Annotated in this window: 23 protein-coding genes; 9 read left to right on the top strand and 14 right to left on the bottom strand. The window is 60.3% G+C overall.

Annotated features, from left to right (window positions below):
• Window positions 1-185: 185 nt before the first annotated feature.
• The gene (locus ACIP66_RS16910) at window positions 186-1,382 is read right to left on the bottom strand and encodes a class I SAM-dependent rRNA methyltransferase (RefSeq protein WP_212545090.1); all 1,197 of its coding nucleotides are present in this window, start codon (window positions 1,380-1,382) and stop codon (window positions 186-188) included.
• 338 nt (window positions 1,383-1,720) lie between these two features.
• Window positions 1,721-2,260, bottom strand: a complete 540-nt coding sequence (locus tag ACIP66_RS16905) for a type 1 glutamine amidotransferase domain-containing protein (protein ID WP_400649273.1) — start codon at window positions 2,258-2,260, stop codon at window positions 1,721-1,723.
• Window positions 2,261-2,487: 227 nt separating this feature from the next.
• On the opposite strand from ACIP66_RS16905, the gene ACIP66_RS16900 reads away from it, so the two are divergent.
• From ACIP66_RS16900 to ACIP66_RS16890, 3 genes are read left to right on the top strand one after another with little or no spacing between them, the layout of a single operon-like run.
• Window positions 2,488-3,300 (top strand): HDOD domain-containing protein, encoded by an 813-nt coding sequence (locus ACIP66_RS16900; protein WP_172680168.1) that lies wholly within the window; start codon window positions 2,488-2,490, stop codon window positions 3,298-3,300.
• A gap of 12 nt (window positions 3,301-3,312) precedes the next feature.
• Window positions 3,313-4,125, top strand: a complete 813-nt coding sequence (mutM, locus tag ACIP66_RS16895; protein ID WP_282358479.1) for a bifunctional DNA-formamidopyrimidine glycosylase/DNA-(apurinic or apyrimidinic site) lyase — start codon at window positions 3,313-3,315, stop codon at window positions 4,123-4,125.
• A 56-nt stretch (window positions 4,126-4,181) separates the two neighbouring features.
• Window positions 4,182-4,505, top strand: coding sequence for a hypothetical protein (locus ACIP66_RS16890; RefSeq protein WP_053124741.1), 324 nt, complete (start codon window positions 4,182-4,184; stop codon window positions 4,503-4,505).
• Window positions 4,506-4,599: 94 nt separating this feature from the next.
• Here ACIP66_RS16890 and ACIP66_RS16885 read toward each other — a convergent pair whose 3' ends face one another.
• The 5 genes from ACIP66_RS16885 to ACIP66_RS16865 form a co-directional block, all read right to left on the bottom strand.
• Window positions 4,600-4,851, bottom strand: a complete 252-nt coding sequence (locus tag ACIP66_RS16885) for a YfhL family 4Fe-4S dicluster ferredoxin (protein WP_038358877.1) — start codon at window positions 4,849-4,851, stop codon at window positions 4,600-4,602.
• 146 nt (window positions 4,852-4,997) lie between these two features.
• Complete coding sequence (gene coaD, locus ACIP66_RS16880; protein ID WP_003176711.1) at window positions 4,998-5,477, bottom strand: pantetheine-phosphate adenylyltransferase; 480 nt, start codon at window positions 5,475-5,477, stop codon at window positions 4,998-5,000.
• Window positions 5,478-5,592: 115 nt separating this feature from the next.
• Window positions 5,593-7,188, bottom strand: a complete 1,596-nt coding sequence (locus ACIP66_RS16875; RefSeq protein ID WP_053124738.1) for a GMC family oxidoreductase N-terminal domain-containing protein — start codon at window positions 7,186-7,188, stop codon at window positions 5,593-5,595.
• A gap of 131 nt (window positions 7,189-7,319) precedes the next feature.
• Entirely contained in the window at window positions 7,320-7,865 is a 546-nt protein-coding gene (locus ACIP66_RS16870; protein WP_400649268.1) for a twin-arginine translocation pathway signal protein, read from the bottom strand.
• A gap of 29 nt (window positions 7,866-7,894) precedes the next feature.
• Window positions 7,895-9,343 carry a coniferyl aldehyde dehydrogenase gene (locus ACIP66_RS16865; RefSeq protein WP_400649292.1) on the bottom strand — a complete coding sequence of 483 codons (1,449 nt, stop codon included), beginning with the start codon at window positions 9,341-9,343 and terminating at the stop codon, window positions 7,895-7,897.
• Window positions 9,344-9,471: 128 nt separating this feature from the next.
• Between ACIP66_RS16865 and ACIP66_RS16860 the strand changes: the two genes are divergently transcribed.
• Together ACIP66_RS16860 and ACIP66_RS16855 are read left to right on the top strand one after the other, a co-directional pair.
• A complete protein-coding gene (locus tag ACIP66_RS16860; RefSeq protein WP_053124733.1) occupies window positions 9,472-10,143 on the top strand; it encodes a TetR/AcrR family transcriptional regulator in 672 nt (223 codons plus the stop codon).
• A 31-nt stretch (window positions 10,144-10,174) separates the two neighbouring features.
• Window positions 10,175-11,029, top strand: a complete 855-nt coding sequence (locus ACIP66_RS16855) for a sulfurtransferase (protein ID WP_400649266.1) — start codon at window positions 10,175-10,177, stop codon at window positions 11,027-11,029.
• 78 nt (window positions 11,030-11,107) lie between these two features.
• Here the strand turns inward: ACIP66_RS16855 and ACIP66_RS16850 are convergent, their stop codons facing one another.
• The 6 genes from ACIP66_RS16850 to ACIP66_RS16825 all read right to left on the bottom strand — a co-directional run bounded on the left by ACIP66_RS16850 (window position 11,108) and on the right by ACIP66_RS16825 (window position 16,893).
• The gene (locus tag ACIP66_RS16850) at window positions 11,108-11,938 is read right to left on the bottom strand and encodes an AraC family ligand binding domain-containing protein (protein WP_400649289.1); all 831 of its coding nucleotides are present in this window, start codon (window positions 11,936-11,938) and stop codon (window positions 11,108-11,110) included.
• Window positions 11,935-12,930, bottom strand: a complete 996-nt coding sequence (locus ACIP66_RS16845) for a hydrolase (protein WP_400649263.1) — start codon at window positions 12,928-12,930, stop codon at window positions 11,935-11,937. The genes ACIP66_RS16850 and ACIP66_RS16845 overlap by 4 nt, the downstream gene beginning before the upstream one ends.
• 181 nt (window positions 12,931-13,111) lie before the next feature.
• On the bottom strand, window positions 13,112-13,726 hold the full coding sequence (rsmD, locus tag ACIP66_RS16840; protein ID WP_400649260.1) for a 16S rRNA (guanine(966)-N(2))-methyltransferase RsmD: 615 nt from the start codon (window positions 13,724-13,726) through the stop codon (window positions 13,112-13,114).
• Window positions 13,726-15,198 carry a M16 family metallopeptidase gene (locus ACIP66_RS16835; protein WP_400649258.1) on the bottom strand — a complete coding sequence of 491 codons (1,473 nt, stop codon included), beginning with the start codon at window positions 15,196-15,198 and terminating at the stop codon, window positions 13,726-13,728. The genes rsmD and ACIP66_RS16835 overlap by 1 nt, the downstream gene beginning before the upstream one ends.
• On the bottom strand, window positions 15,191-16,546 hold the full coding sequence (locus tag ACIP66_RS16830) for a pitrilysin family protein (protein ID WP_008077830.1): 1,356 nt from the start codon (window positions 16,544-16,546) through the stop codon (window positions 15,191-15,193). Before ACIP66_RS16830 ends, ACIP66_RS16835 begins: the two co-directional genes overlap by 8 nt.
• A gap of 152 nt (window positions 16,547-16,698) precedes the next feature.
• Window positions 16,699-16,893 carry a hypothetical protein gene (locus ACIP66_RS16825; RefSeq protein WP_053124721.1) on the bottom strand — a complete coding sequence of 65 codons (195 nt, stop codon included), beginning with the start codon at window positions 16,891-16,893 and terminating at the stop codon, window positions 16,699-16,701.
• Between ACIP66_RS16825 and ftsY the strand changes: the two genes are divergently transcribed.
• The 4 genes from ftsY to rpoH all read left to right on the top strand — a co-directional run bounded on the left by ftsY (window position 16,892) and on the right by rpoH (window position 21,069).
• Window positions 16,892-18,409 carry a signal recognition particle-docking protein FtsY gene (ftsY, locus tag ACIP66_RS16820; protein ID WP_400649255.1) on the top strand — a complete coding sequence of 506 codons (1,518 nt, stop codon included), beginning with the start codon at window positions 16,892-16,894 and terminating at the stop codon, window positions 18,407-18,409. The two genes, ACIP66_RS16825 and ftsY, sit on opposite strands and share 2 nt — an antisense overlap.
• Complete coding sequence (gene ftsE, locus ACIP66_RS16815; protein ID WP_003229148.1) at window positions 18,406-19,077, top strand: cell division ATP-binding protein FtsE; 672 nt, start codon at window positions 18,406-18,408, stop codon at window positions 19,075-19,077. Before ftsY ends, ftsE begins: the two co-directional genes overlap by 4 nt.
• The gene (gene ftsX / locus ACIP66_RS16810; RefSeq protein ID WP_053124717.1) at window positions 19,074-20,099 is read left to right on the top strand and encodes a permease-like cell division protein FtsX; all 1,026 of its coding nucleotides are present in this window, start codon (window positions 19,074-19,076) and stop codon (window positions 20,097-20,099) included. The genes ftsE and ftsX overlap by 4 nt, the downstream gene beginning before the upstream one ends.
• 115 nt (window positions 20,100-20,214) lie before the next feature.
• Window positions 20,215-21,069 (top strand): RNA polymerase sigma factor RpoH, encoded by an 855-nt coding sequence (gene rpoH, locus ACIP66_RS16805; RefSeq protein WP_042561557.1) that lies wholly within the window; start codon window positions 20,215-20,217, stop codon window positions 21,067-21,069.
• An 80-nt stretch (window positions 21,070-21,149) separates the two neighbouring features.
• Here the strand turns inward: rpoH and ACIP66_RS16800 are convergent, their stop codons facing one another.
• A complete protein-coding gene (locus ACIP66_RS16800) occupies window positions 21,150-21,773 on the bottom strand; it encodes a C40 family peptidase (RefSeq protein WP_053124715.1) in 624 nt (207 codons plus the stop codon).
• Window positions 21,774-21,809 lie beyond the last annotated feature (36 nt).

Here is a 21,809-nt window from a genome sequence, read left to right as displayed (position 1 = left end):
GAGCGATCTCGCCCCTTGTACAAACTTGTCAGTTGTTTTTCGCTAATTAACAGGTGCGCGGAAAATTCCTGCAAGATTGTAGGAAGTTAATTGTAGGAGTCGGCTAAATTTGAAGTGAAATAGACGGCCTTGCACCGCCCAAAAACAAACGGGGAGCCCTTGGGCCCCCCGTTTTTACTGACCAATCAGCTGTTTGGCAGCAGACGGCAGGTGATGCTTTTGATGTAGCGGGTTTCGGCGATGGCTGGGTGCACCGGGTGATCCGGGCCCTGACCGCCGCGCTCGAGCATCTGGATGTTGCGATCCAGGTGACGGGCGCTGGTCAGCAGAATGTTCTGCAGATCGTCTTCCGGCAGGTGCATCGAGCACGAAGCGCTGATCAGGATGCCGTCCTTGTTGAGCAGGCGCATGGCTTGCTCGTTCAGACGACGGTAGGCGCCTTCGCCGTTCTTCATGTCTTTCTTGCGTTTGATGAACGCCGGCGGATCGGCAACGATCACGTCGAAACGCTCTTCGCTGGCTTTCAGCTCTTTCAGCGCTTCGAAGACGTCGCCTTCGATGCAGGTCATCTTGTCGGCAAAGCCGTTCAGTGCGGCGTTGCGCTCAACGCCATCGAGGGCGAAGGCCGATGCATCGACGCAGAACACTTCGCTGGCACCGAAGGCGGCAGCTTGCACGCCCCAGCCACCGATGTAGCTATAAAGGTCGAGAACGCGTTTGCCCTTGGCGTAAGGCGCCATGCGTGCGCGGTTCATGCGGTGGTCGTAGAACCAGCCGGTTTTCTGACCCTGAATGACCGGGGCTTCGAATTTCACGCCGTTCTCTTCCAGCGCCACCCACTCCGGCACCAGGCCGAACACGGTTTCGACGTAACGATTGAGGCCTTCAGCGTCACGCGCGGCGGAGTCGTTCTTGAAGAGGATGCCGCTTGGCTTGAGCACTTGGGTCAGCGCTGCGATCACGTCATCTTTGTGCGCTTCCATGGTCGCCGAGGCGATCTGGACTACGAGGATGTCGCCGAAACGGTCAACCACCAGACCCGGCAACAGGTCGGAGTCGCCGTAGACCAAGCGGTAGAACGGCTTGTCGAACAGGCGATCGCGCAGCGACAGGGCCACGTTCAGGCGGTGCACCAGCAGCGACTTGTCCAGTTGCACCTTGATGTCGCGGGACACCAGACGGGCGCAGATCAGGTTGTTCGGGCTCATCGCAACGATGCCCAAAGTCTTGCCGCCGGCGGCTTCGAGGATCGCCTGATCGCCGGCCTTGAAGCCGTGCAACGGGGTGGCGGCCACATCGATTTCGTTGCTGTAGACCCACAAGTGGCCGTTGCGCAGGCGACGGTCGGCGTTGGCTTTGAGGCGCAGGCTAGGCAGGGACATGACGTCGCTCCGGAAAAAAGAGCGGGAGTATAGCGCGTCAGGCCGGCTGATTGGCCGGCAAATGGACACGTGGTGCGTTCCCAATGTGGGAGGATTTACCCGTGGTGAGGGGATTTATCTGCGGTGAGAGGATTTATCTGTGGCGAGGGGATTTATCCCCGTTGGACGGCGCAGCCGTCCCAAATCCATCTGACACGGTATGTCTGATACACCGCGCTGTCAGGTTTTGCGACTGCTGCGCAGCCGAACGGGGATAAATCCCCTCGCCACAATTGATCAGTGTGAAAGGAGAAATCCCCCACACCACAATGGATCGGTGTGGAATGGAGGAATACGGATCAGGCAGTGAGCGTGCTGATCAGCTCTTTGCTGAACGCCGGAATATCATCCGGCTGGCGGCTGCTGATCAGGTTGCCGTCCTTGACCACTTCTTTATCCACCCAATGCGCGCCGGCGTTGACCAGATCATCCTTGACGGTTTTATAGCTGGTCATGGTTTTGCCATTCACCAGCCCCGCCGAAATCAGCAGCCAGCTGCCATGGCAGATCACCGCAATCGGTTTGCCGGCCGAGGCGCCGGTTTTGACCAGATGCTGCGCGTCCTGATCGATGCGAATGGTGTCGGAGTTTTGCACGCCGCCCGGCAATACCACCGCGTCGTACTGCTCAATGCTGGCAGCCTGGAAGGTCTGATCGACCTTGAAGTCATCCGCCGGTTTGTCGTGGTTCCAGCCTTTGACCGTGCCGGCCTCGGCCGAGAGGATGTCGACCTGTGCGCCAGCCTGTTCCAGCGCTTGCTTGGGGCCGGTCAGTTCGACCTGTTCGAAACCGTCGGTTACCAAAAAAGCGACGCGCTTGCCGTTGAGGGAAGTGGCCATCGATAAGCTCCTGAGTCAGTGGGAATTTGTTGGCGCAGCGGCCAGAAAATTTTCGCCGCGCCTTACCAAGTCCGAAGCCTGGGCTTGAATGAAAGTTCCTCCGATGTGCCCGTCGGTGTGTCGCCCTGCGGTCTCAGCGGTTAGAATCGCCGCCTGTCCCTGAGTGTGTACATATGTCCCAAGAGCTGACCACCGAACAGATTCAACAATCGCTGCAAGGCATCAGCGTGCCGGCGCAACCGCAGATCATGGTGGATCTGCAAATGGAGCAGTACATGCCCGACCCGGATCTGGAGGTGATCGCCAAGCTGATCGCCCAGGATCCCGGCCTGTCCGGTTCGTTGCTGAAAATCGTCAACTCGCCGTATTACGGCTTGAGCAACAAGATCACTTCGATCCAGCGCGCGGTGAATCTGCTGGGCAGCCGTTCGATCATCAATCTGATCAACGCGCAGTCGATCAAGGGCGAGATGAATGACGACACCATCGTCACGCTCAACCGTTTCTGGGACACCGCCCAAGACGTGGCGATGACCTGCCTGACGCTGGCCAAACGCATCGGCACTCAGGCCGGCGATGAAGCCTATGCGCTGGGCCTGTTCCACGATTGCGGCGTGCCGTTGATGCTGCAGCGTTTCCCCAATTACATGTCGGTGCTGGAAGAGGCGTATGCCAACGCCAGCCCGACCTGTCGCGTGGTCGATACCGAAAACCGTACGTTCAACACCAACCATGCGGTGGTCGGCTATTACACAGCGAAGTCGTGGCGTTTGCCGGAGCATGTCAGTGCCGCGATCGCCAATCACCACAACGCCTTGGCGATTTTCAGCGACGAGTCGTCGCGCAACAGCCAGTTGAAGAATCTGTTGGCGCTGTTGAAGATGGCCGAACACATTTGTGCGTCGTATCGCGTGCTGGGCAACCAGACCGAAGACCACGAGTGGAACAGCATCGGCCCGCTGATTCTCGATTACGTCGGTCTGTCGGACTACGATTTCGAAACCCTCAAACAAACGATTCGCGACCTCGGCGCGCATTGATTCGAGGACACCATGCCTGAACTGCCGGAAGTCGAAACCACCCGTCGCGGGATCGCCCCGCATCTGGAAGGCCAGCGTGTCAGCCGGGTGATCGTGCGTGACCGGCGGTTGCGCTGGCCGATCCCCGAAGACCTCGATGTGCGCCTGTCCGGGCAGCGCATTGTGCTGGTCGAGCGGCGTGCCAAATATTTGTTGATCAACGCTGAAGTCGGCACGTTGATCAGCCATTTGGGCATGTCGGGCAATTTGCGTCTGGTCGAAGCGGGGCTGCCGGCCCTCAAGCATGAGCACGTCGATATCGAACTGGAGTCGGGGCTGGCGCTGCGCTACACCGATCCGCGCCGGTTTGGGGCGATGCTGTGGAGCAACGATCCGCTTAATCATGAATTACTGATTCGCCTCGGCCCGGAGCCGTTGACCGATCTGTTCGATGGCGAGCGCTTGTTTCAGCTGTCACGCGGGCGGTCGATGGCGGTCAAGCCGTTCATCATGGACAACGCAATCGTGGTCGGGGTCGGCAATATTTATGCGACGGAAGCGCTGTTCGCCGCCGGCATCGATCCGCGCCGCGAGGCTGGGGGCATTTCCCGTGGGCGCTATCTGAAGCTGGCGATCGAGATCAAACGCATCCTCGCCGCCGCCATCGAACGTGGCGGCACGACGTTGCGCGATTTTATTGGTGGCGACGGTCAGCCGGGGTATTTCCAGCAGGAACTGTTTGTCTATGGCCGCGGTGGTGAGCACTGCAAGGTCTGCGGCACCGGGCTGCGCGAAGTGAAGCTCGGCCAGCGCGCCAGTGTGTTTTGCCCACGCTGCCAGAGCTGAAAAAGTCCTGGGGTCTATAGTGAGGTGACTCACTGTTCAGCCCGAAGGATCGTGCCATGAAATCCCTGCAAGTCCTCTTCGTCACGTTGCTGCTGTGTTCCAGCCTGGCGGTTCAGGCCACGGAAAGCGGCAGCGGCGACCCGCGTTACACCATTCAAAACCCGCCTGCCTACGCCATGATCGGCGACTTGCTGATTGCCCGACCGTTATTGGTGGTGGCAACGGTGATTGGTGCGGGGGCGTTTGTGGTGTCGTTGCCGTTTACCGCGCTGGGTGGCGGGATCGGCGATGCGGGACAGGCGCTGGTGGTGGATCCGGCGCGGGCGGCGTTTGTAAGGTGTCTGGGGTGTACGGGGGAGGGGTTTGAGCAGCGCGAGTGAAGGGCAAGATCAAAAGATCGCAGCCTGCGGCAGCTCCTACAGGGGGACGCGATCCTGTGTAGGAGCTGCCGAAGGCTGCGATCTTTTTAGCGATTCAGGCCTTACCGGTAATGATGCGATATTTCTCCATCAACTGTTCTTCAGTCTCCGGGTGCGCTTCATCCAGTGGGATGCAATCCACCGGGCAGACCTGTTGGCACTGCGGTTCGTCGTAGTGGCCGACGCACTGGGTGCACAGGTTCGGGTCGATCACGTAGATCTCTTCGCCTTGGGAGATGGCGGCGTTCGGGCACTCGGGTTCGCAGACGTCGCAGTTGATGCAATCGTCGGTGATGATCAGGGACATGCTAACTCCAGCCGGGGCGGCAGGCCCGGGCGCTATAAATCAATGCGCGCAATTGTGCCGCATTGGCGAGCGCAGTGCACGTTGCTGCGATCAACTGCTGTGCGTGGCTGCGATCAAGATCAAAAGATCGCAGCCTTCGGCAGCTCCTACTTTTTAAAGCGTAGGGTCAGGGCGTCGGCCACGGCAGGGTGGACGAACTTGGTGATGTCGCCGCCCAGCGCAGCAATTTCCCGCACCAGCGTCGAAGAAATGAACGAGTAACGCTCGGACGGCGTGAGAAACAGGCTCTCCACGTCCGGCGCCAACTGGCGGTTCATGTTGGCCAGCTGGAATTCGTATTCGAAGTCCGACACCGCGCGCAAACCACGCAGGAACACGTTGGCGTTCTGCTCTTTGGCGAAATGCGCGAGCAGCGTCGAGAAACCGACCACTTCCACGTTCGGCAGGTGTTTGGTGACCTCGCGAGCCAGTTCAACCCGTTGTTCCAGCGGGAACAGCGGGTTTTTCTTCGGGCTGGCGGCGACCGCAATGATCACGTGATCGAACAGGCGCGAGGCGCGTTCGACCAGATCGCCATGGCCCTTGGTAATAGGGTCGAAGGTACCTGGGTACAACACTCGGTTCATCGCGTCGTCCTGGCGGGAGTCCGTTGGGGAGTCGGATGGTATCGCAGCCGTCCCGGTCGGGAAAGTCGCCTGTTGGGTAAGAAAGCACTATAGACGACGGGAATAATCGGTTTTTTCATGGGTTTTTCAATCGATCGGCGAGGGCGGTCGCCAGTTGTGCAGTGAGGCCATACACCGACAACTGCGGGTTGGCGCCAATGCTGGTGGGGAACAACGAGCCGTCGTGGATCGACAGATTGCTCAGTTGATGATGGCGGCCAAGGCTGTCAGTGACCGCCGATTTCGCCTCTTCGCCCATCGCGCAACCGCCCATGACGTGGGCGCTGCCCAATCGAGTGCGGTACAGCTCAAGGCTCAGGCCATCGATCAGCGTTCGGGCTTCGGCCAGCGTCTTCACATAACGCGCGTCGGCATGCATCGGCATCACCGATTTTGCGCCGCCAGCAAACTGGATCTCGGCCATGACGTGGAACGCTTTGCGCAAACCTTCCCAGGCGTAGGGCGAAACCTGATAGTCGAGCACCGGCGTGCCGTCACCGCGTAATTCCACGGCGCCGCCGCTGCTGTCCGGGTGAAAACCATCGCGCAGCAGGGCGAGCATGGCGTGGGTGTGCGGCAGGTCGGCCATGTGCTGCGCGTTCTCCTGGCCGAAACCACCGAGCAACGTCGCCGCCAGTGCCGGGTGCAGTGGCGGCACTTCAAGTTTGAACGCCATCGGCCCGGTGGTGCCGTCCTTCCATTGGAAATGGTCGGAGTAGATCGATTGCGGCGCCCCGTAAAACGGATTGACCACCTCGTCGAAACGCGCGGCCGACATGTTCACCGGATGCAGAAAAGTACGCTTGCCGACATTCTTGTGCGGATCCGGCGCATCGGAGCGCAGCAGCAACGCCGGGCTGTTGATGCCGCCACCGGCCAGCACGTAATGCCGCGCCTTGACGGTGATGGTGCGCCCGGTCGGCGCGACGCAGCGCTCATCCATCGCCACGCATTGCAGGCCGGTGACCTTGTCGCCGCTGATCAGCAGTTTTTCCGCGCGAGCCAGATAAAGCAGTTCGCCGCCCTTTTCCAATGTTGCCGGAATGGTGGTGACCATCATCGATTGTTTGGCGTTGGTCGGGCAGCCCATGCCGCAGTAGCCGAGGTTCCAGCAGCCGCGCACGTTGCGCGGAATCACGTGCCAGCTGTAACCGAGTTGCTCGCAGCCTTTGCGGATCACGTCGTTGTTGGCGTTGGGCGGCACCAACCACGGGGCGACGCCGAGGCGCTGCTCCATTTTCTCGAACCACGGCGCCATCTCGGCAACGCTGTGGCCTTTGACGTTGTGCTCGGTGGCCCAGTGTTCAAGAGTGGGTTCCGGGGTGCGGAAGCTTGATGTCCAGTTGATCAACGTCGTGCCGCCGACCGCGCGGCCCTGCAGGATGGTGATCGCACCGTCCTTGCTCATGCGGCCGATGCCTTCCTGATAGAGGCTGCTGTAGGCCTGGTCTTCGAGCATTTTGAAGTCGGAACTGGTTTTCAGCGGGCCTTCTTCGATCAGCAGGACTTTGTAGCCGGCGGCGCTGAGGATTTCCGCCGTGGTGCCACCACCGGCGCCGCTGCCGATGATCGCGACGTCGGCTTCGAGGGTCAGGTTATCGGTGAGTTGCGCGCCGTTGTAGGTTTTCCAGCCTCGGGCGAGGCCTTCGCGGAAGGGGTCGGGTACAGGCATCGGTCAGGTTCTCTTTATTATTCTGATAGCGGTGGTGGAGCGGCTGGCCTCATCGCGAGCAGGCTCACTCCTACATTTGGAATGCAATCCCCTGTAGGAGTGAGCCTGCTCGCGATGGGCGCGACACGGTCTCAGACGGTAGGCGGGCCGGGATAGCCGCAATGCCCCCACGATTCCGTGCGGGTGTACCAAGCCATCGTGACCATTTGCTGCAACGAGCTATGCCCCATTTTCAACAAACTCAACGAACTGTTTTCCCAGCGATCGAGGAAGTTGCGCATCGCCTCGGCACTGGCATTTTCCCAACTGCCCCAGATCCCGGTGAGCGGCCCGCGCGTCACGGCCATGCCGAGCACGTCGAACAATTGGCGAGTGAGTTTGAGCATTTCCGGCGACAGGTGATCGAGGCTGTAATCCAGCGTCTTCAGCGTGCCATCCACCGCGCTCGGCATCTTTTCAGTAGCCACGGCGCCATCGAGCATCACTGGAATCAGCGCGCGCAGAAACAGCAGATCGCCGTCGCGCAAGCTGATGAAGCCGTTGGCCGCGACGCTGGAGGAGCAGCCACTGAGGCTGGCACCAAGGCCAGCGGTGGCGAGGAAGGCCGTGGCACCGAGGCTGAACTTCAGCAGGCCACGGCGCGACAGGGCAGGTGTTTCGGTCAGGCTTGGGTGCATTGTTTTTATTACCCGGCGGTGACGAATGATTAGCGAATGAACAGCTTCTGGATCAGTTTCTGAATCGATTTGCCGTACGGCGGGTAGATCAGTTTGGCGGCGTTGAAGCGCTGTTTAATCAGCACGCCTTTGGCCTTGCTGAAGGTCAGAAAGCCTTCATGCCCGTGGTAATGGCCCATGCCGGAAGGGCCGATGCCGCCAAACGGCATATCATCCTGGGCGACATGCAGCAGCGTATCGTTCAGGCATACGCCGCCCGAATGGGTTTCGTGCAGCACGCGGGTTTGTTCGCGTTTGTCGTAGCCAAAGTAGTAAAGAGCCAGAGGTCGTGGGCGCTGATTGATGTAAGCGAATGCCTGCTCCAGATCGCGGTAGGGCACGATCGGCAGCAACGGGCCGAAGATTTCGTCCTGCATCACGGTCATGTCGTCGCTGACATTCAGCAGCACGCTGTGCGGCATGCGTCGGCCCTGACCTTGTTCGAACAGCGGAATCAACAGCGCGCCTTTGCTGGTCGCATCGCTGATGTAACTGTTGAGCCGGGCCAATTGGCGTTCGTTGATGATCGCCGTGTAATCCGGGTTATCGGCGAGGGTTGGATAGAAGCTTTGCACCGCCTGGCGATAGGCTTCGACGAAGCCGCCGACGCGGTCTTCCGGCACCAAAACGTAGTCTGGAGCGACGCAGGTTTGCCCGGCATTGAGGGTTTTGCCGAAGGCGATGCGCTCGGCGGCGTCCTTCAGCGGCACGTCACGGGAGACGATGGCCGGCGACTTGCCGCCCAGTTCCAGAGTGACCGGCGTCAGGTTTTCCGCGGCTGCGCGCATGACATGTTTGCCGATGCTGGTGGCGCCGGTGAACAGCAAATGATCGAAGCGCAGGCGGGAGAAAGCCACGCCGATGTCGGCCTCGCCGAGCACCACGCAGACCAGATCTTCGGGGAAGATGCGCGCGAACAATTCCTTCATCAACTGCCCGGTGGCCGGGGTCGATTCACTGAGTTTGAGCATCACCCGGTTGCCCGCTGCCAGCGCGCCGACCAACGGGCCGATGGCCAGATACAACGGGTAATTCCACGGCACGATCACGCCGACTACGCCCAACGGCTGGTACACGACTTTCGCCGAAGCCGGCTGGAACGCCACGCCGACTTTGCGCCGCGAATCCTTCATCCAGCCCTTGAGATGGCTGCTTGCGTAATGAATGCCGTGCAGGCTCGGCATCAGTTCGGCGAGCAGGGTTTCGTCGGCACTGCGATGACTGAAATCCGCGCTGATCGCCTCGATCAAAGCCTGACGTTCATTGCTCAGCAGGTCGCGCAACGACTTCAGCCATTGCTGGCGCTGCGCGGCGGGCGGCATCGGGTTGGCGGCGTATGCGGCCCGTTGCGCCTCGAATAACCGGTCGAGCTCTTCCAGGGGCTGTTGCAGCGTTTGCAGGTAGGCAATATCGGCAGTCATCGTAGGCTCCGGATTTATTGTAGTGATGAACTTTTTAGAGTCTATGCTCTATAAAGTCAAATGACTTCCGTGTGCAGCTTTGTTTTATCCATTTCCGGATAGGTCGTAAGATGCCCCTCACCGCACTCTGAATTAAAGCTCAAGCCATGGCCCCACGAATAAAAACCAGCGAGCGCATCGTGCAGAACAGCCTCGAGCTGTTCAATCAGCAGGGCGAGCGCAGCATCAGCACCAACCACATTGCCGCCCATATGGAGATTTCTCCGGGCAACCTGTACTACCACTTCCCCAACAAGCAGGCGATCATCTCGGTGCTGTTCAGTGAGTACGAAGCCTTGGTGGACAGCTTTCTGCGCCCGCCGCAGGGGCGTGCCGCGACCGTCGAAGACAAGCGTTTCTATCTCAAGGAGCTGCTCTCGGCGATGTGGGGTTACCGCTTTCTGCACCGCGACCTTGAACATTTGCTCGACAGCGACCCGGAACTGGCCGCGCGTTACCGGCGCTTTTCCCAGCGCTGCGTGATTCAGGGCGCGGCGATTTACGAAGGCTTTGTCGCCGCCGGGATCCTCAAGATGGATCGCGTGCAGATCGAATCCCTGACCCTCAACGCGTGGATCATCCTGACCTCGTGGGTGCGCTTTCTGTGCACCACCCGCGAGAATTCCAACCACCTCAGCGAGCAAGCCGTTAAACGCGGCGTGTATCAGGTGTTGGTGCTGGAAGCCGGGTTCGTCACTGATGAGTCGCGGGATGCGGTCAATGCACTGTTCGACGAGTTTTATGTACCGCTGGCCCAGGCCCTCGAAGACGTAAAGTAAACATTCCGTTGAAACTCCACAGGAGCTCGTTATGCAGATTGCGCAGTTGCTCAGCCCGCAAGCCTTGGATGCCCGCAAGGAACAGCCGGGGCTGGTGATTCTCGATTGTCGTTTTGCCCTCGAAGACCCGGATTACGGGCAGCGCAGCTACGCCGAAGGACACATTGCCGGCGCGCGCTTCGCCGATCTTGAGCGCGATCTCAGCGGTAAAGTGGTGAAAGGCGTGACCGGACGTCATCCGCTGCCCGAGCCGGCGGCGTTGATCGAGCGGCTGCAAGCGTGGGGCATCAACAACGACAGTGACGTGGTTTTGTATGACGACGGCCCGGGTGCTTATGCGGCGCGGGCGTGGTGGTTGCTGGCGTGGCTGGGCAAGCGCGATGGGGTGTTTATTCTTGATGGCGGGCTGAAGGCTTGGCATGCAGCGGGTTTGCCGTTGAGTCTGGATGCGCCGGAGGTCACTCGTGGGGGTTTCAGTGGTCAGCCGGACATGGGCTTGTTGATCAGTGCCGAAAAACTGCAAAAGCGTCTCGGCCAACCAGCGTTGACCTTGATCGATGCTCGGGCCTTGCCGCGATTCAAGGGTGAGGTTGAGCCGATTGATCCGGTGGCCGGGCATATTCCGGGGGCGCAGTGCGCGGCGTTCACCGATAACCTGGGCAGCGACGGGCGTTTTTTGCCGGCGGATCAGTTGCAGCAGCGTTTTGCCGCGAAGCTGGGTGATCGTTCGCCGTCGGATCTGGTCGCGTATTGCGGCTCCGGGGTGACGGCGTGTCACAACTTGTTTGCGTTGTGTCTGGCCGGGTATCCGTTGGGTTCGTTGTATGCCGGGTCGTGGAGTGAGTGGATCAACGAGCCAGCGCGCGGCATCGCCACCGGCGAATAAGATCAAAGGATCGCAGCCTGCGGCAGCTCCTACATTGGAATGCATTTCCCTGTAGGAGCTGCCGCAGGCTGCGATCTTTTAGCTTTCCAGGCGGGCATTGCGATACGCGGCGGGCCCGACGCCATAAGCCTGCTTGAACTGTCGGCTCAAGTGGCTCTGATCGGCAAAGCCCAACTGAGTCGCGACTTCCAGCGGCAAGCAACCACTCTGCAACAGTGCCCGCGCCTGGGCGATGCGTTGCTGCATCAGCCATGTGTGCGGCGGCATGCCGGTCGCGCGGCGGAATACCCGGGCGAAATGGAAGGGTGACAGATTGACCGCCGCCGCCAGTTCTTCCAGCGACGGCGGCGCCGCCAGTTGAGCGTGCATGACGTCCTTGGCCAACAGCACCGCGCGGTGCTCTTTGCCGGGTTTGGCAACCTCGCGCACCGCCGCGTGACGCTGCAACAGCAGCAACATCATCTCGCGCCACACCGTTTGCTGTTGCAGCGCGGTCGCGGGGCTTTCCAGCAAACGGTGCAACTGGCAGAAACCGTTGACCAGATCCGGGTCGCGATACAGCGTGGCGCCGAAGGCCGGCAGACTGGTGGTCGGCAACTCCAGCTCATCCAGCAGCGAAACAATCTTGCCGGTATCCGGATAAAACGCCCGGTACAGCCAGCCGTCCTCGGTGCCTTTGTGCCCGGTGTGCAATTCGTCCGGATTGATCAGCACCAACGTGCCGCTGCCCGCCAGGTGTTCAGCGCCGCGATAGCGGTAGCGCTGAGCGCCGGCCATGATCATGCCGATGACAAAACCGTCGTGTACATGCGGGGCGAAGCGTTGCTCGATATAGCGCGCCGACAACAACTCGACCCCGGCCAGTGGCGCGGTTTGCCAGAATCGGATCGACTCGCCCTGATCGCTCATGCGGGCACGCTGGCCAGCCATTGCGGGATACGGCGTTCGAGGTAATAACCGGGCTGGCGCACTGAGCCGTCGACGAATCCAACGTGCCCGCCGCGCGCCTGCAATTCAAAAGTGGTCGAGGCCGACAGTTCGCTTTCCGAAGGCAGGCTGTGCGGGAACACAAATGGATCGTCCGCTGCCTGAATGATCAACGTCGGTGTGCGGATCTCGCCGAGGAAATAACGGCTCGACGCTCGACGGTAATAATCCTCGGCATCGGTAAAGCCGTGCAGCGGTGCGGTCACCCGGCCATCGAAATCCCAGAATGTGCGCATGTTCTCCAGCGAACCGAGCGCTGCCAGAGCCGCCAGTCCATCCTCGCGCCCGTCATGCTGAAACTGCCGTTGCTTGTTCTTAATGTAGGCGACCATCTCGCGCATGAAGTGCGCCTGATACACCTTGGAAAATCCCTGGCCGATACGGTCGGCGCACTGGTCGAGGCGGAACGGTACCGATACCGCCACCGCACCGACCACGCCACTGGCGCTACCGGTTTCACCCAGATGTTTGAGCAATACGTTGCCACCCAGCGAATAGCCGACGGCGTACAACGGCGCCAACGGTCGTTTCGCGCGCAGGTGTTTGATGGTTTCGGCGAGGTCTTCGCTGGCGCCGGAGTGGTAGCTGCGTGGCAGCAGATTCGGTTCGCCCGAGCAACCGCGCCAGTTCAGCGCAACGCTGGCCCAGCCTTGATCGGCCAAGGCTTTTTGCACGCCGGCGACATAAGGCGAATTGGAAGAACCGGTCAGGCCATGCAGCACCAGCACCAGTGGCGCATCGGCCGTGTGCGGGCCATGCCAGTCGAGGTCAAGAAAGTCACCATCCTCAAGCCAAAAGCGCTCGCGCTCACGCTGGATATGCACGGTTTTGCGCCACAGCGGCCCCCACAAGGTTTGCAGGTGCGGATTGCCGAGGCCGAGGGCGGGGATGAAGCGTTCTGAAGAGGCGGACACGATGGTTCTCGATGCAGCGATGTGATGAGGCCCACAAAGCTGTTAGTCAATTTCCAGAGTACACAGGCTCAATGTGGCGAGGGAGCTTGCTCCCGACGGGGCACGCAGCGGCCCTTTTTCTGACTGCTGTGCAGCCCAGCGGGAGCAAGCTCCCTCGCCACAGGTTTTTGCTCGCCTTGGGTTAAGCGGCGACTTCTGCCGTACGTTGCCACAGCGCGTAGTAAACCCGGCCGGATTTCTGTTCGCGGTGCAGGCGCCAGTTGCCCGGCAGGCCCAGCGTCGATGGCGCCGTTTCACTTTCAGTGTAGATCCACGAGTCGGCGGCCAGCCACTGACGTTCTTCGAGCAAGGTGCACACGGCGGGCAGCAGGTTCTGGTTGAACGGCGGGTCGAGGAACACCAGGTCGTATGCACTGGCGGTCTGGGTTTCCAGATAACGCAGCGCGTCCGCCGTCTGCACCTGGCCGTTGGTGCAGCGCAGGGTGCCGAGGTGTTCCTTCAGGCTGGACACCGCAATGTTGCTCGCGTCCAGCGCCTGGCCCATGGCCGCGCCACGGGACAGCGCTTCGAGAAACAGCGCGCCGCTGCCGGCGAACGGGTCGAGTACCTTGGCCCCTTCAACGTACGGCGCGAGCCAGTTGAACAGGGTTTCACGCACGCGATCCGGCGTCGGGCGCAGGCCCGGCGCATCGGGGAAACTCAGCTTGCGGCTGCGCCATTGACCGCCAATGATGCGCAACTGGTTCACACCGTTGTGAACGTTGTGCACAGGCTTTTTAGGGGAACGAGTTGCCATTAATGCTCCGGAACCCCGAGCGGTTGCTCGGCAGGTTTATCAGATGGGGCCGGTAACGGCTTTTGCGGCACGGTCGGGCCAGCGGTGACGATGACCATTTTGTCCGTGCTCAGATGTTTGTTCAGGGCGTCGCGGACTTGTTCCACGGTCAGGCTTTGCGACTGACGCATGAAATCGTCCAGATAGCTCAACGGCAGATTATAGAAGCCCATCGCGCCAAGTTGGCCGACGATATCAGCATTGCTCGCGGTGGACAGCGGGAAGCTGCCGGCCAGTTCGCGTTTGGCGTCGTCGAGTTCTTTCTGCGTCGGGCCGGTTTTCAGGTAGTCGGCGAGCACGTCTTGCACCAGTTTCAGGGTGCCTTCACTCATTTCCGCGCGGGTCTGCAGATTGATCATGAACGGGCCGCGAACCTGCATCGGGCTGAAACCCGAATACACGCCGTAAGTCAGGCCACGCTTCTCGCGCACTTCGCTCATCAGGCGTGTACCGAAACCGCCGCCGCCGAGGATCTGGTTGCCCATCGACAGCGCCGCGTAATCCGGATCGTCACGGTCGATGCCCAGTTGCGCGAGCAACAGGTTGGTTTGCTTGGACGGGAACTCGATGTGATTAACGCTGGCTTTCGGTTCCTGCGGCTGCGCGATCTTCGCCAGCGCCGGGCCTTTCGGCAGGGCTGAGGAAACCTGATTGGCAATCGCCTCGGCCTCAGCGCGAGACAAATCGCCGACCAATGCAATCACCACGTTGCCAGCCGCGTAGGCCTTGGCGTGGAACTCACGCAATTGCGCGAGGGTGATCTTCGGCACGCTTTGCGGATTGCCGTCGCTCGAGTGCGCGTACGGGTGATCGCCGTACAGACGCTTCATCAGCTCAAGACTGGCGAGTTTGCCGGGGTTCTGCTTCTGGTATTCGAAACCGGCGAGCATCTGGTTTTTGATGCGGGCAAAGGAGTCAGCCGGGAAGGTCGGTTTGCCGACCACTTCCGAGAACAGCTTCAGTGCCGGTTCGCGTTTGTCAGCGGCACTCAGGCTGCGCAGCGAGGCCAGCGCCATGTCTTTGAAAGCACCGTTGCCGAAATCTGCTCCAAGACCTTCAAAGCCTTGGGCGATGGCGCCGACGTCTTTGCCAGCCACACCTTCGTTGAGCATCGCGTTGGTCAGCACTGCCAGACCCGAGGCGCTGCCGTCCTGGCTGCTGCCCGCGGCGAAGATCAGGCGCATGTCGAACATCGGCAGCTCATGGGCTTCAACGAACAGCACTTTGGCGCCGTCGGCGGTGTTCCAGGTCTGCACGTCGAGTTTGCGGCTGGCCGGGGCCTTGCCGTCGAGTTCGGCCAGCGATTGCAGCTTCTGGCTGGTCTCGCTGGCCTTGCTGTCAGCGCTTGGCGACAGATAGAAAGCAGCAGAGCCGATCACCGCCACGGCGATCAGGCCCAGCAGCATCAAACGTGGGGTTTTGCGCTCACTCATGAGTCGTCTCCAGTGGCAGGACGTGGGCGACGCTGAGACGTTCGCGGGTGAAATACAGCTTGGCGGCGTTCTGGATGTCTTGCGGGGTCACGCTTTCCAGATCGGCAAGTTCGGTGTCCATCAGTTTCCACGACAGGCCGACGGTTTCCAGCTGGCCAATCGCAGTGGCCTGGCTGGTGATCGAATCACGTTCGAAGACCAGGCCGGCAATCACTTGGGCACGCACGCGCTCCAATTCTTCGGCGGACGGTGCGGTGGTTTTCAGCTGTTCCAGCAGTTTCCACAGACCGGCCTCGGCTTGCGCCATGGTCTTTTTCTTCTGCGTGTTTGGCGTTGCCGAGAGGGTGAACAGGCTGTCGCCACGGGTGTAGGCGTCGTAGTTCGATGAACCACCGGAGACCAGTTCTTCGCCGCGCTCCAGTTGTGTCGGGATGCGACCGCTGTAGCCGCCGTCGAGCAAAGCCGAGATCAGGCGCAAGGCGTTGACCGAGCGTTTGTCTTCAGCGGTGGCGATGCTTGGCACGTTGAAACCGAGCATCAGGCTAGGCAGTTGTGTCTGCACGTGCAGGGTGATTTGGCGTTCGCCGGGTTCGGCCAGTTCCAGCGGTTTTTTCGCCGGAGGCACGTCGCGCTTGGCGATCGGGCCGAAGTAGCGTTGGGCGAGGGTTTTCACTTCGTCCGGGGTGACGTCGCCGACTACTACCAACGTGGCGTTGTTCGGCACGTACCAGGATTGGTACCAGTGGCGCAGCTCTTCGACCTTCATGCGGTCGAGGTCAGCCATCCAGCCGATGGTCGGCGTGTGGTAGCCGCTGGCCGGGTAGGCCATGGCCTTGTAGCGCTCGTAGGCTTTGGACATCGGCTTGTCATCAGTGCGCAAGCGGCGCTCTTCCTTGATGACTTCGATCTCCTTGGCGAACTCGTCGGCCGGCAGGCGCAGATTGGCCATGCGGTCGGCTTCCAGCTCAAAGGCTACGCCCAGACGGTCGCGGGCCAGCACCTGGTAATAAGCGGTGAAGTCGTCGCTGGTGAAAGCGTTCTCTTCGGCGCCCAGATCGCGCAGGATCAGCGACGCTTCGCCGGGGCCGACTTTCTCGCTGCCCTTGAACATCATGTGCTCAAGCGCGTGAGACAGACCGGTCTGGCCCGGGGTTTCGTAGCTGGAGCCGACCTTGTACCAGACCTGCGAGACCACCACTGGCGCGCGATGGTCTTCGCGCACGACGACCTTGAGGCCGTTGTCGAGGGTGAATTCGTGGGTCGGTTGCGGGTCGGCCGCCAGGGCCGAAAGGGGCAGGCAGACTGTGCTGAGCAGCAGGCCTGCGGCGCGGCGGGCTAGAGCATTCATTCGTTTTTTAACCTGTTGGGCTGCCCGCTTGGTCTTAGCGTCGGCGGGCGAGAGGGTGCTAGGATACTGATCCGTTTTACTGGCGGCCACGCCTATCAAGCCACTGATCGGTAGATAGGTTGTATGGGTTCCCGGCAGAAGCTTTGAGTTTGTCAGCTAAACTCTGCGTTTTCGCCGAAGATGCCGTTCCAGTCCTTCGTATTAATCGACCTTTGAGGTGCCTCTGGCGCCTCGACAAAATGTTGCGCGTGAACAAGCTGGATGAAACACAGTCTGTTCTGCATCGAATATTTATTTGCCGGGGCGCCCTTATGGCGCGTCGCTACCGTGAGATAGCCGTCCTCCATGTTTGGTTCCAACGACGACAAGAAGACCCCAGCTGCGGCTGGCGAGAAGAAAAGCCTGTTCGGATGGCTGCGTAAGAAACCGCAGGAACCCGTCGTCGAACAGCCGCCCGCGATTCCTGAGCCCGCTCCCGCGCCGGCGCCGGTAATAGAAGAAGAGCCGGCACCGATCGTTCTGCCGCTTGCCGAACCGGTGTTGCAACCGGTTGAGCCGGAACCCGAGCCGCAAGTGCCAGTAGCGGCGGAATTGCCGCTGACCCCGGCGGCCGAGCCGTGGCTTACCTTGCCGGTGGCGGAAGAGCCGGTGGCGTTGGTTGAAGAGGCTGCGCCGCACATTACGCCGGTGATTCCTGCGCCAGTCGCGTTTGAGCCGGAAGTAGCTCCCGCGCCTCTGGTTGAGCCGATTGTCGAGCCTGCGCCGGTGGTTGCTGAGCCGGTTGCCCCGGTATTCGTTGAGCCAGTTGCGCCGGTTGTTCAACAGCCTGCACCTTTACCTGCACCGGTTATCGCTGAGCCAGTTGCGCCAGTTGCGCCAGTTGAAGTGGTCACTGAAGCCCCCGTCGAAGCCCCGCGTACCGAAGAAACCAAAGCCGGTTTCTTCGCCCGCCTCAAGCAAGGCCTGTCGAAAACCAGCGCCAGCATCGGCGAGGGCATGGCCAGCCTGTTCCTCGGTCGCAAAACCATTGACGACGATCTGCTCGATGACCTCGAAACCCGTCTGCTCACCGCTGACGTGGGCGTCGAAGCCACCACGCAGATCATCCAGCGCCTGACCCAGAAGGTCGCTCGTAAAGAACTGGCCGACGCCGACGCGCTGTACAAATCCCTGCAGGCCGAACTGGCCGCGATGCTCAAACCGGTTGAACAACCGCTGAAAATCGCCTCGCAGAACAAGCCATTCGTGATTTTGGTGGTCGGCGTCAACGGCGCCGGCAAAACCACCACCATCGGCAAACTGGCGAAGAAGCTGCAACTGGAAGGCAAGAAAGTCATGCTCGCCGCCGGTGACACCTTCCGCGCCGCTGCCGTGGAGCAATTGCAGGTCTGGGGCGAGCGCAACAAGATTCCGGTGATCGCTCAGCACACCGGCGCCGACTCTGCCTCGGTGATCTTCGACGCCGTGCAGGCCGCCAAGGCCCGTGGCATCGACGTGTTGATCGCTGACACCGCCGGTCGTCTGCACACCAAAGACAACCTGATGGAAGAGCTGAAAAAGGTTCGCCGGGTCATCGGCAAGCTCGACGCCGACGCGCCGCACGAAGTGCTGCTGGTGCTCGATGCCGGTACTGGCCAGAACGCCATCAATCAGGCCAAGCAATTCAACCAGACCGTCGAACTGACCGGTCTGGCGCTGACCAAGCTCGACGGTACTGCCAAGGGCGGCGTGATTTTCGCCCTGGCCAAGCAGTTCGGCTTGCCGATCCGCTACATCGGCGTCGGTGAAGGCATCGACGACTTGCGTACTTTTGAAGCAGAACCCTTTGTCCAGGCACTCTTTGCCGAGCGGGAGCGTTCATGATTCGTTTCGAACAGGTCGGTAAACGCTACCCGAACGGTCACGTCGGCTTGCATGAGCTGAGCTTTCGAGTCCGTCGTGGCGAGTTCTTGTTTGTCACCGGCCACTCCGGTGCCGGTAAATCCACGTTATTGCGCCTGTTGCTGGCGATGGAACGTCCGACCAGCGGCAAATTGCTGCTGGCCGGGCAAGACCTGAGCACCATCAGCAACGCGCAGATTCCGTTCCTGCGCCGGCAGATCGGCGTGGTGTTCCAGAATCACCAGTTGCTGTTTGATCGCACGGTGTTCAACAACGTCGCGTTGCCGCTGCAGATTCTCGGGCTGTCCAAGGCCGAAATCGCCAAGCGTGTCGATTCGGCGCTGGAGCGTGTGGCGCTGTCGGATAAAACCGATCTGTACCCAGGCGATCTGTCGACCGGTCAGCAACAGCGCGTCGGCATCGCCCGCGCCATCGTCCACCGCCCAGCCTTGCTGCTGGCGGACGAACCGACCGGTAACCTCGACCCGCGTCTGGCCGCGGAAATCATGGGCGTGTTCGAAGACATCAACCGGCTGGGCACCAGCGTGCTGATCGCCAGTCACGACCTGGCACTGATCGCGCGCATGCGGCACCGCATGCTAACCCTGCAACGTGGCCGATTGATCGGCGACGGGGAGGCTGGGGTATGAGTGCGACGCGCAGCCCCAAGGTTTCCGAGCGCGTGGCGCCGAAAGCCGCCGATCCGCAGCCGCAAAAGAAGAAAAAGCACGACGATGACGATGGCCCGGACTTCGCCACGCTGTTCCGCGCGTGGATCGAAAGCCATCGCGCCAGCCTGCTCGACAGCCTGCGTCGCCTCGGCAAGCAGCCGATTGGCAGCTTTTTCACGTGCATGGTGATGGCCGTGGCCTTGAGCCTGCCAATGGGCTTGTCGTTGCTGCTGAACAACGTCGAGCGTCTCGGTGGTTCGTGGCAGCGTGCGGCGCAGATCTCGTTGTATCTGCAACTCGACGCGAGCCCGGAGCAGGGCGAGTCGTTACGCGAGCAGATCAAAGGCATGCCCGGCGTTGCTGATGCTGAATATGTCGGCCGTGATCAGGCGCTGGAAGAATTCCAGCAACAGTCCGGACTGGGCGAAGCCCTGCGCGAGCTGCCTGAGAACCCATTGCCGGGTGTGGTGCTAGTGACGCCGAACGAAGTCGACAAGCCAACCCTGGAAGCATTAAGACAAAAACTTTCCGAGCTGCCCAAGGTACAACAGGCGCAACTTGATCTAGTCTGGGTCGAGCGTCTGGCCGCCATCCTCAAGCTCGGCGATCGTTTTGTCTTCGGTCTGACGGTGCTGTTGGTTTCTGCATTACTTTTGGTGATAGGCAATACCATTCGTCTTCATATTGAAAACCGCCGCACCGAGATAGAAGTGATTAAACTCGTCGGCGGCACTGACAGTTATGTGCGACGTCCCTTCCTCTATATGGGGGCGTTGTATGGCTTCGGTGCGGGGCTGTTGTCCTGGGGTGTATTGGCGTTCGGCCTGAACTGGCTGAACGATGCGGTGGTTGGGCTGGCCGGGTTGTACGGCAGTGATTTCGCACTGGCCGGCGTGCCAGTTGCCGACGGTCTGTCGCTCTTGCTTGGCGCGGTGCTGTTGGGTTATATCGGTGCATGGATTGCAGTCGCACGTCATCTCAGGGAGCTGGCGCCGAAGTAGAATCTTTTTTGCGCGTGATTGACCTCGCGGTTTTTATGGGAACTCTCGTTTGAATTCCCGGTCAATTTTTCGCAGTGCTGAGAAGCACGAGTATGTAAGTCGGAGGTTTTTTCGTATGACCAATTCTTTGCAACCTGCGTATGCGTTGGTTCCGGGTGCGAACCTGGAAGCTTACGTGCACACCGTCAACAGCATTCCATTGCTGACGCCGGAGCAGGAGCGTGAACTGGCCGAGAGTCTCTACTATGAGCAGGATTTGGGGGCGGCTCGGCAGATGGTGCTCGCCCACCTGCGTTTTGTTGTACACATTGCCCGTAGCTATTCCGGCTACGGTCTGGCTCAGGCTGACCTGATCCAGGAAGGTAACGTCGGCCTGATGAAGGCGGTCAAGCGCTTCAACCCGGAAATGGGTGTGCGTCTGGTGTCGTTCGCCGTGCACTGGATCAAGGCGGAAATTCACGAGTTCATCCTGCGCAACTGGCGCATTGTGAAAGTCGCGACCACCAAGGCCCAGCGCAAGCTGTTCTTCAACCTGCGCAGCCAGAAGAAACGTCTGGCGTGGCTGAACAACGAGGAAGTCCACCGTGTGGCGGAAAGCCTCGGTGTGGAACCGCGTGAAGTGCGCGAGATGGAAAGTCGCCTGACCGGCCATGACATGGCCTTCGACCCGGCTGCTGAAGCCGACGACGACAGCGCTTTCCAGTCGCCGGCCAACTATCTGGAAGACCACCGGTACGACCCGGCGCGTCAACTGGAAGATGCCGACTGGAGCGACAACTCCAACAACAACCTGCACGAAGCACTCGAAGTGCTGGACGAACGCAGCCGTGACATCCTCTATCAGCGCTGGCTGGCAGAAGAGAAAGCCACGCTGCACGACCTGGCGCAGAAGTACAACGTGTCGGCTGAGCGTATCCGTCAGCTCGAGAAGAGCGCGATGAACAAGCTCAAGTTGTCGATCGCTGCGTAACCGGCGAACAGGCAATAAAAAACGCCCCGATCAGCAATGATCGGGGCGTTTTTGTATGTCGCGTTTAAAGCTGAATCAGATCAGCGCTGAACAACGCGCAATTGCTTGCTGGCCGGTTCATTAGGCAATACGCGCTTGGCGACGACGTAATGCTTTTCCCAATACGGCTTGTTCAGCGTATCGATGCTCACCGACTTGCCACGACGCGGCGCATGGATAAAGCGATCATTGCCCAGGTAGATGGCAACGTGGTTGACTCGACGGCTCTTGATGTTGAAAAAGATCAGGTCACCGGGCTTGAGATCGTTGCGCTCGACTTTCACCCCATGACCGCTGGCCATGGCGTTGGAAGTGCGTGGCAGGTCGAATGTGGCGTCGTTAAACGCGTATTTCACCAGACCGCTGCAATCGAAGCCTTTACTTGGGCTGCTGCCGCCCCAACGATAAGGTGTACCGAGGACGTTTACAGCGCGGCTGAGCACGTTGCTGCTCTCCTTGCTCGCCATCGGTGGCACCAGCTTGCTGTGGTTCTTGCTGCTCAGCGTGGTGGTTTTGCTTTTGCTGCTTTTGCTCGAAGGAGCCGAAGCATGGGATTTAGGGGTAAAGCCGTTAACGTTAGGAAGACGTTGCTCACGATTGGTGGCGTGGGCGGCCAGTGGCATTAATAGGCAGATGGTTAGCCATGTCTTGAAAAATGGTCGCATTAGGCGTGGCTCTTAAGTGGTAGCGCGCAACTTTAT

It is taken from the genome of Pseudomonas sp. NPDC088429, assembly GCF_044753305.1.
Classification (GTDB): domain Bacteria; phylum Pseudomonadota; class Gammaproteobacteria; order Pseudomonadales; family Pseudomonadaceae; genus Aquipseudomonas; species Aquipseudomonas rustica.
The sequence above is the reverse complement of the archived record's forward strand: the minus strand, read 5'-3'. Positions and strand labels throughout refer to the sequence as shown.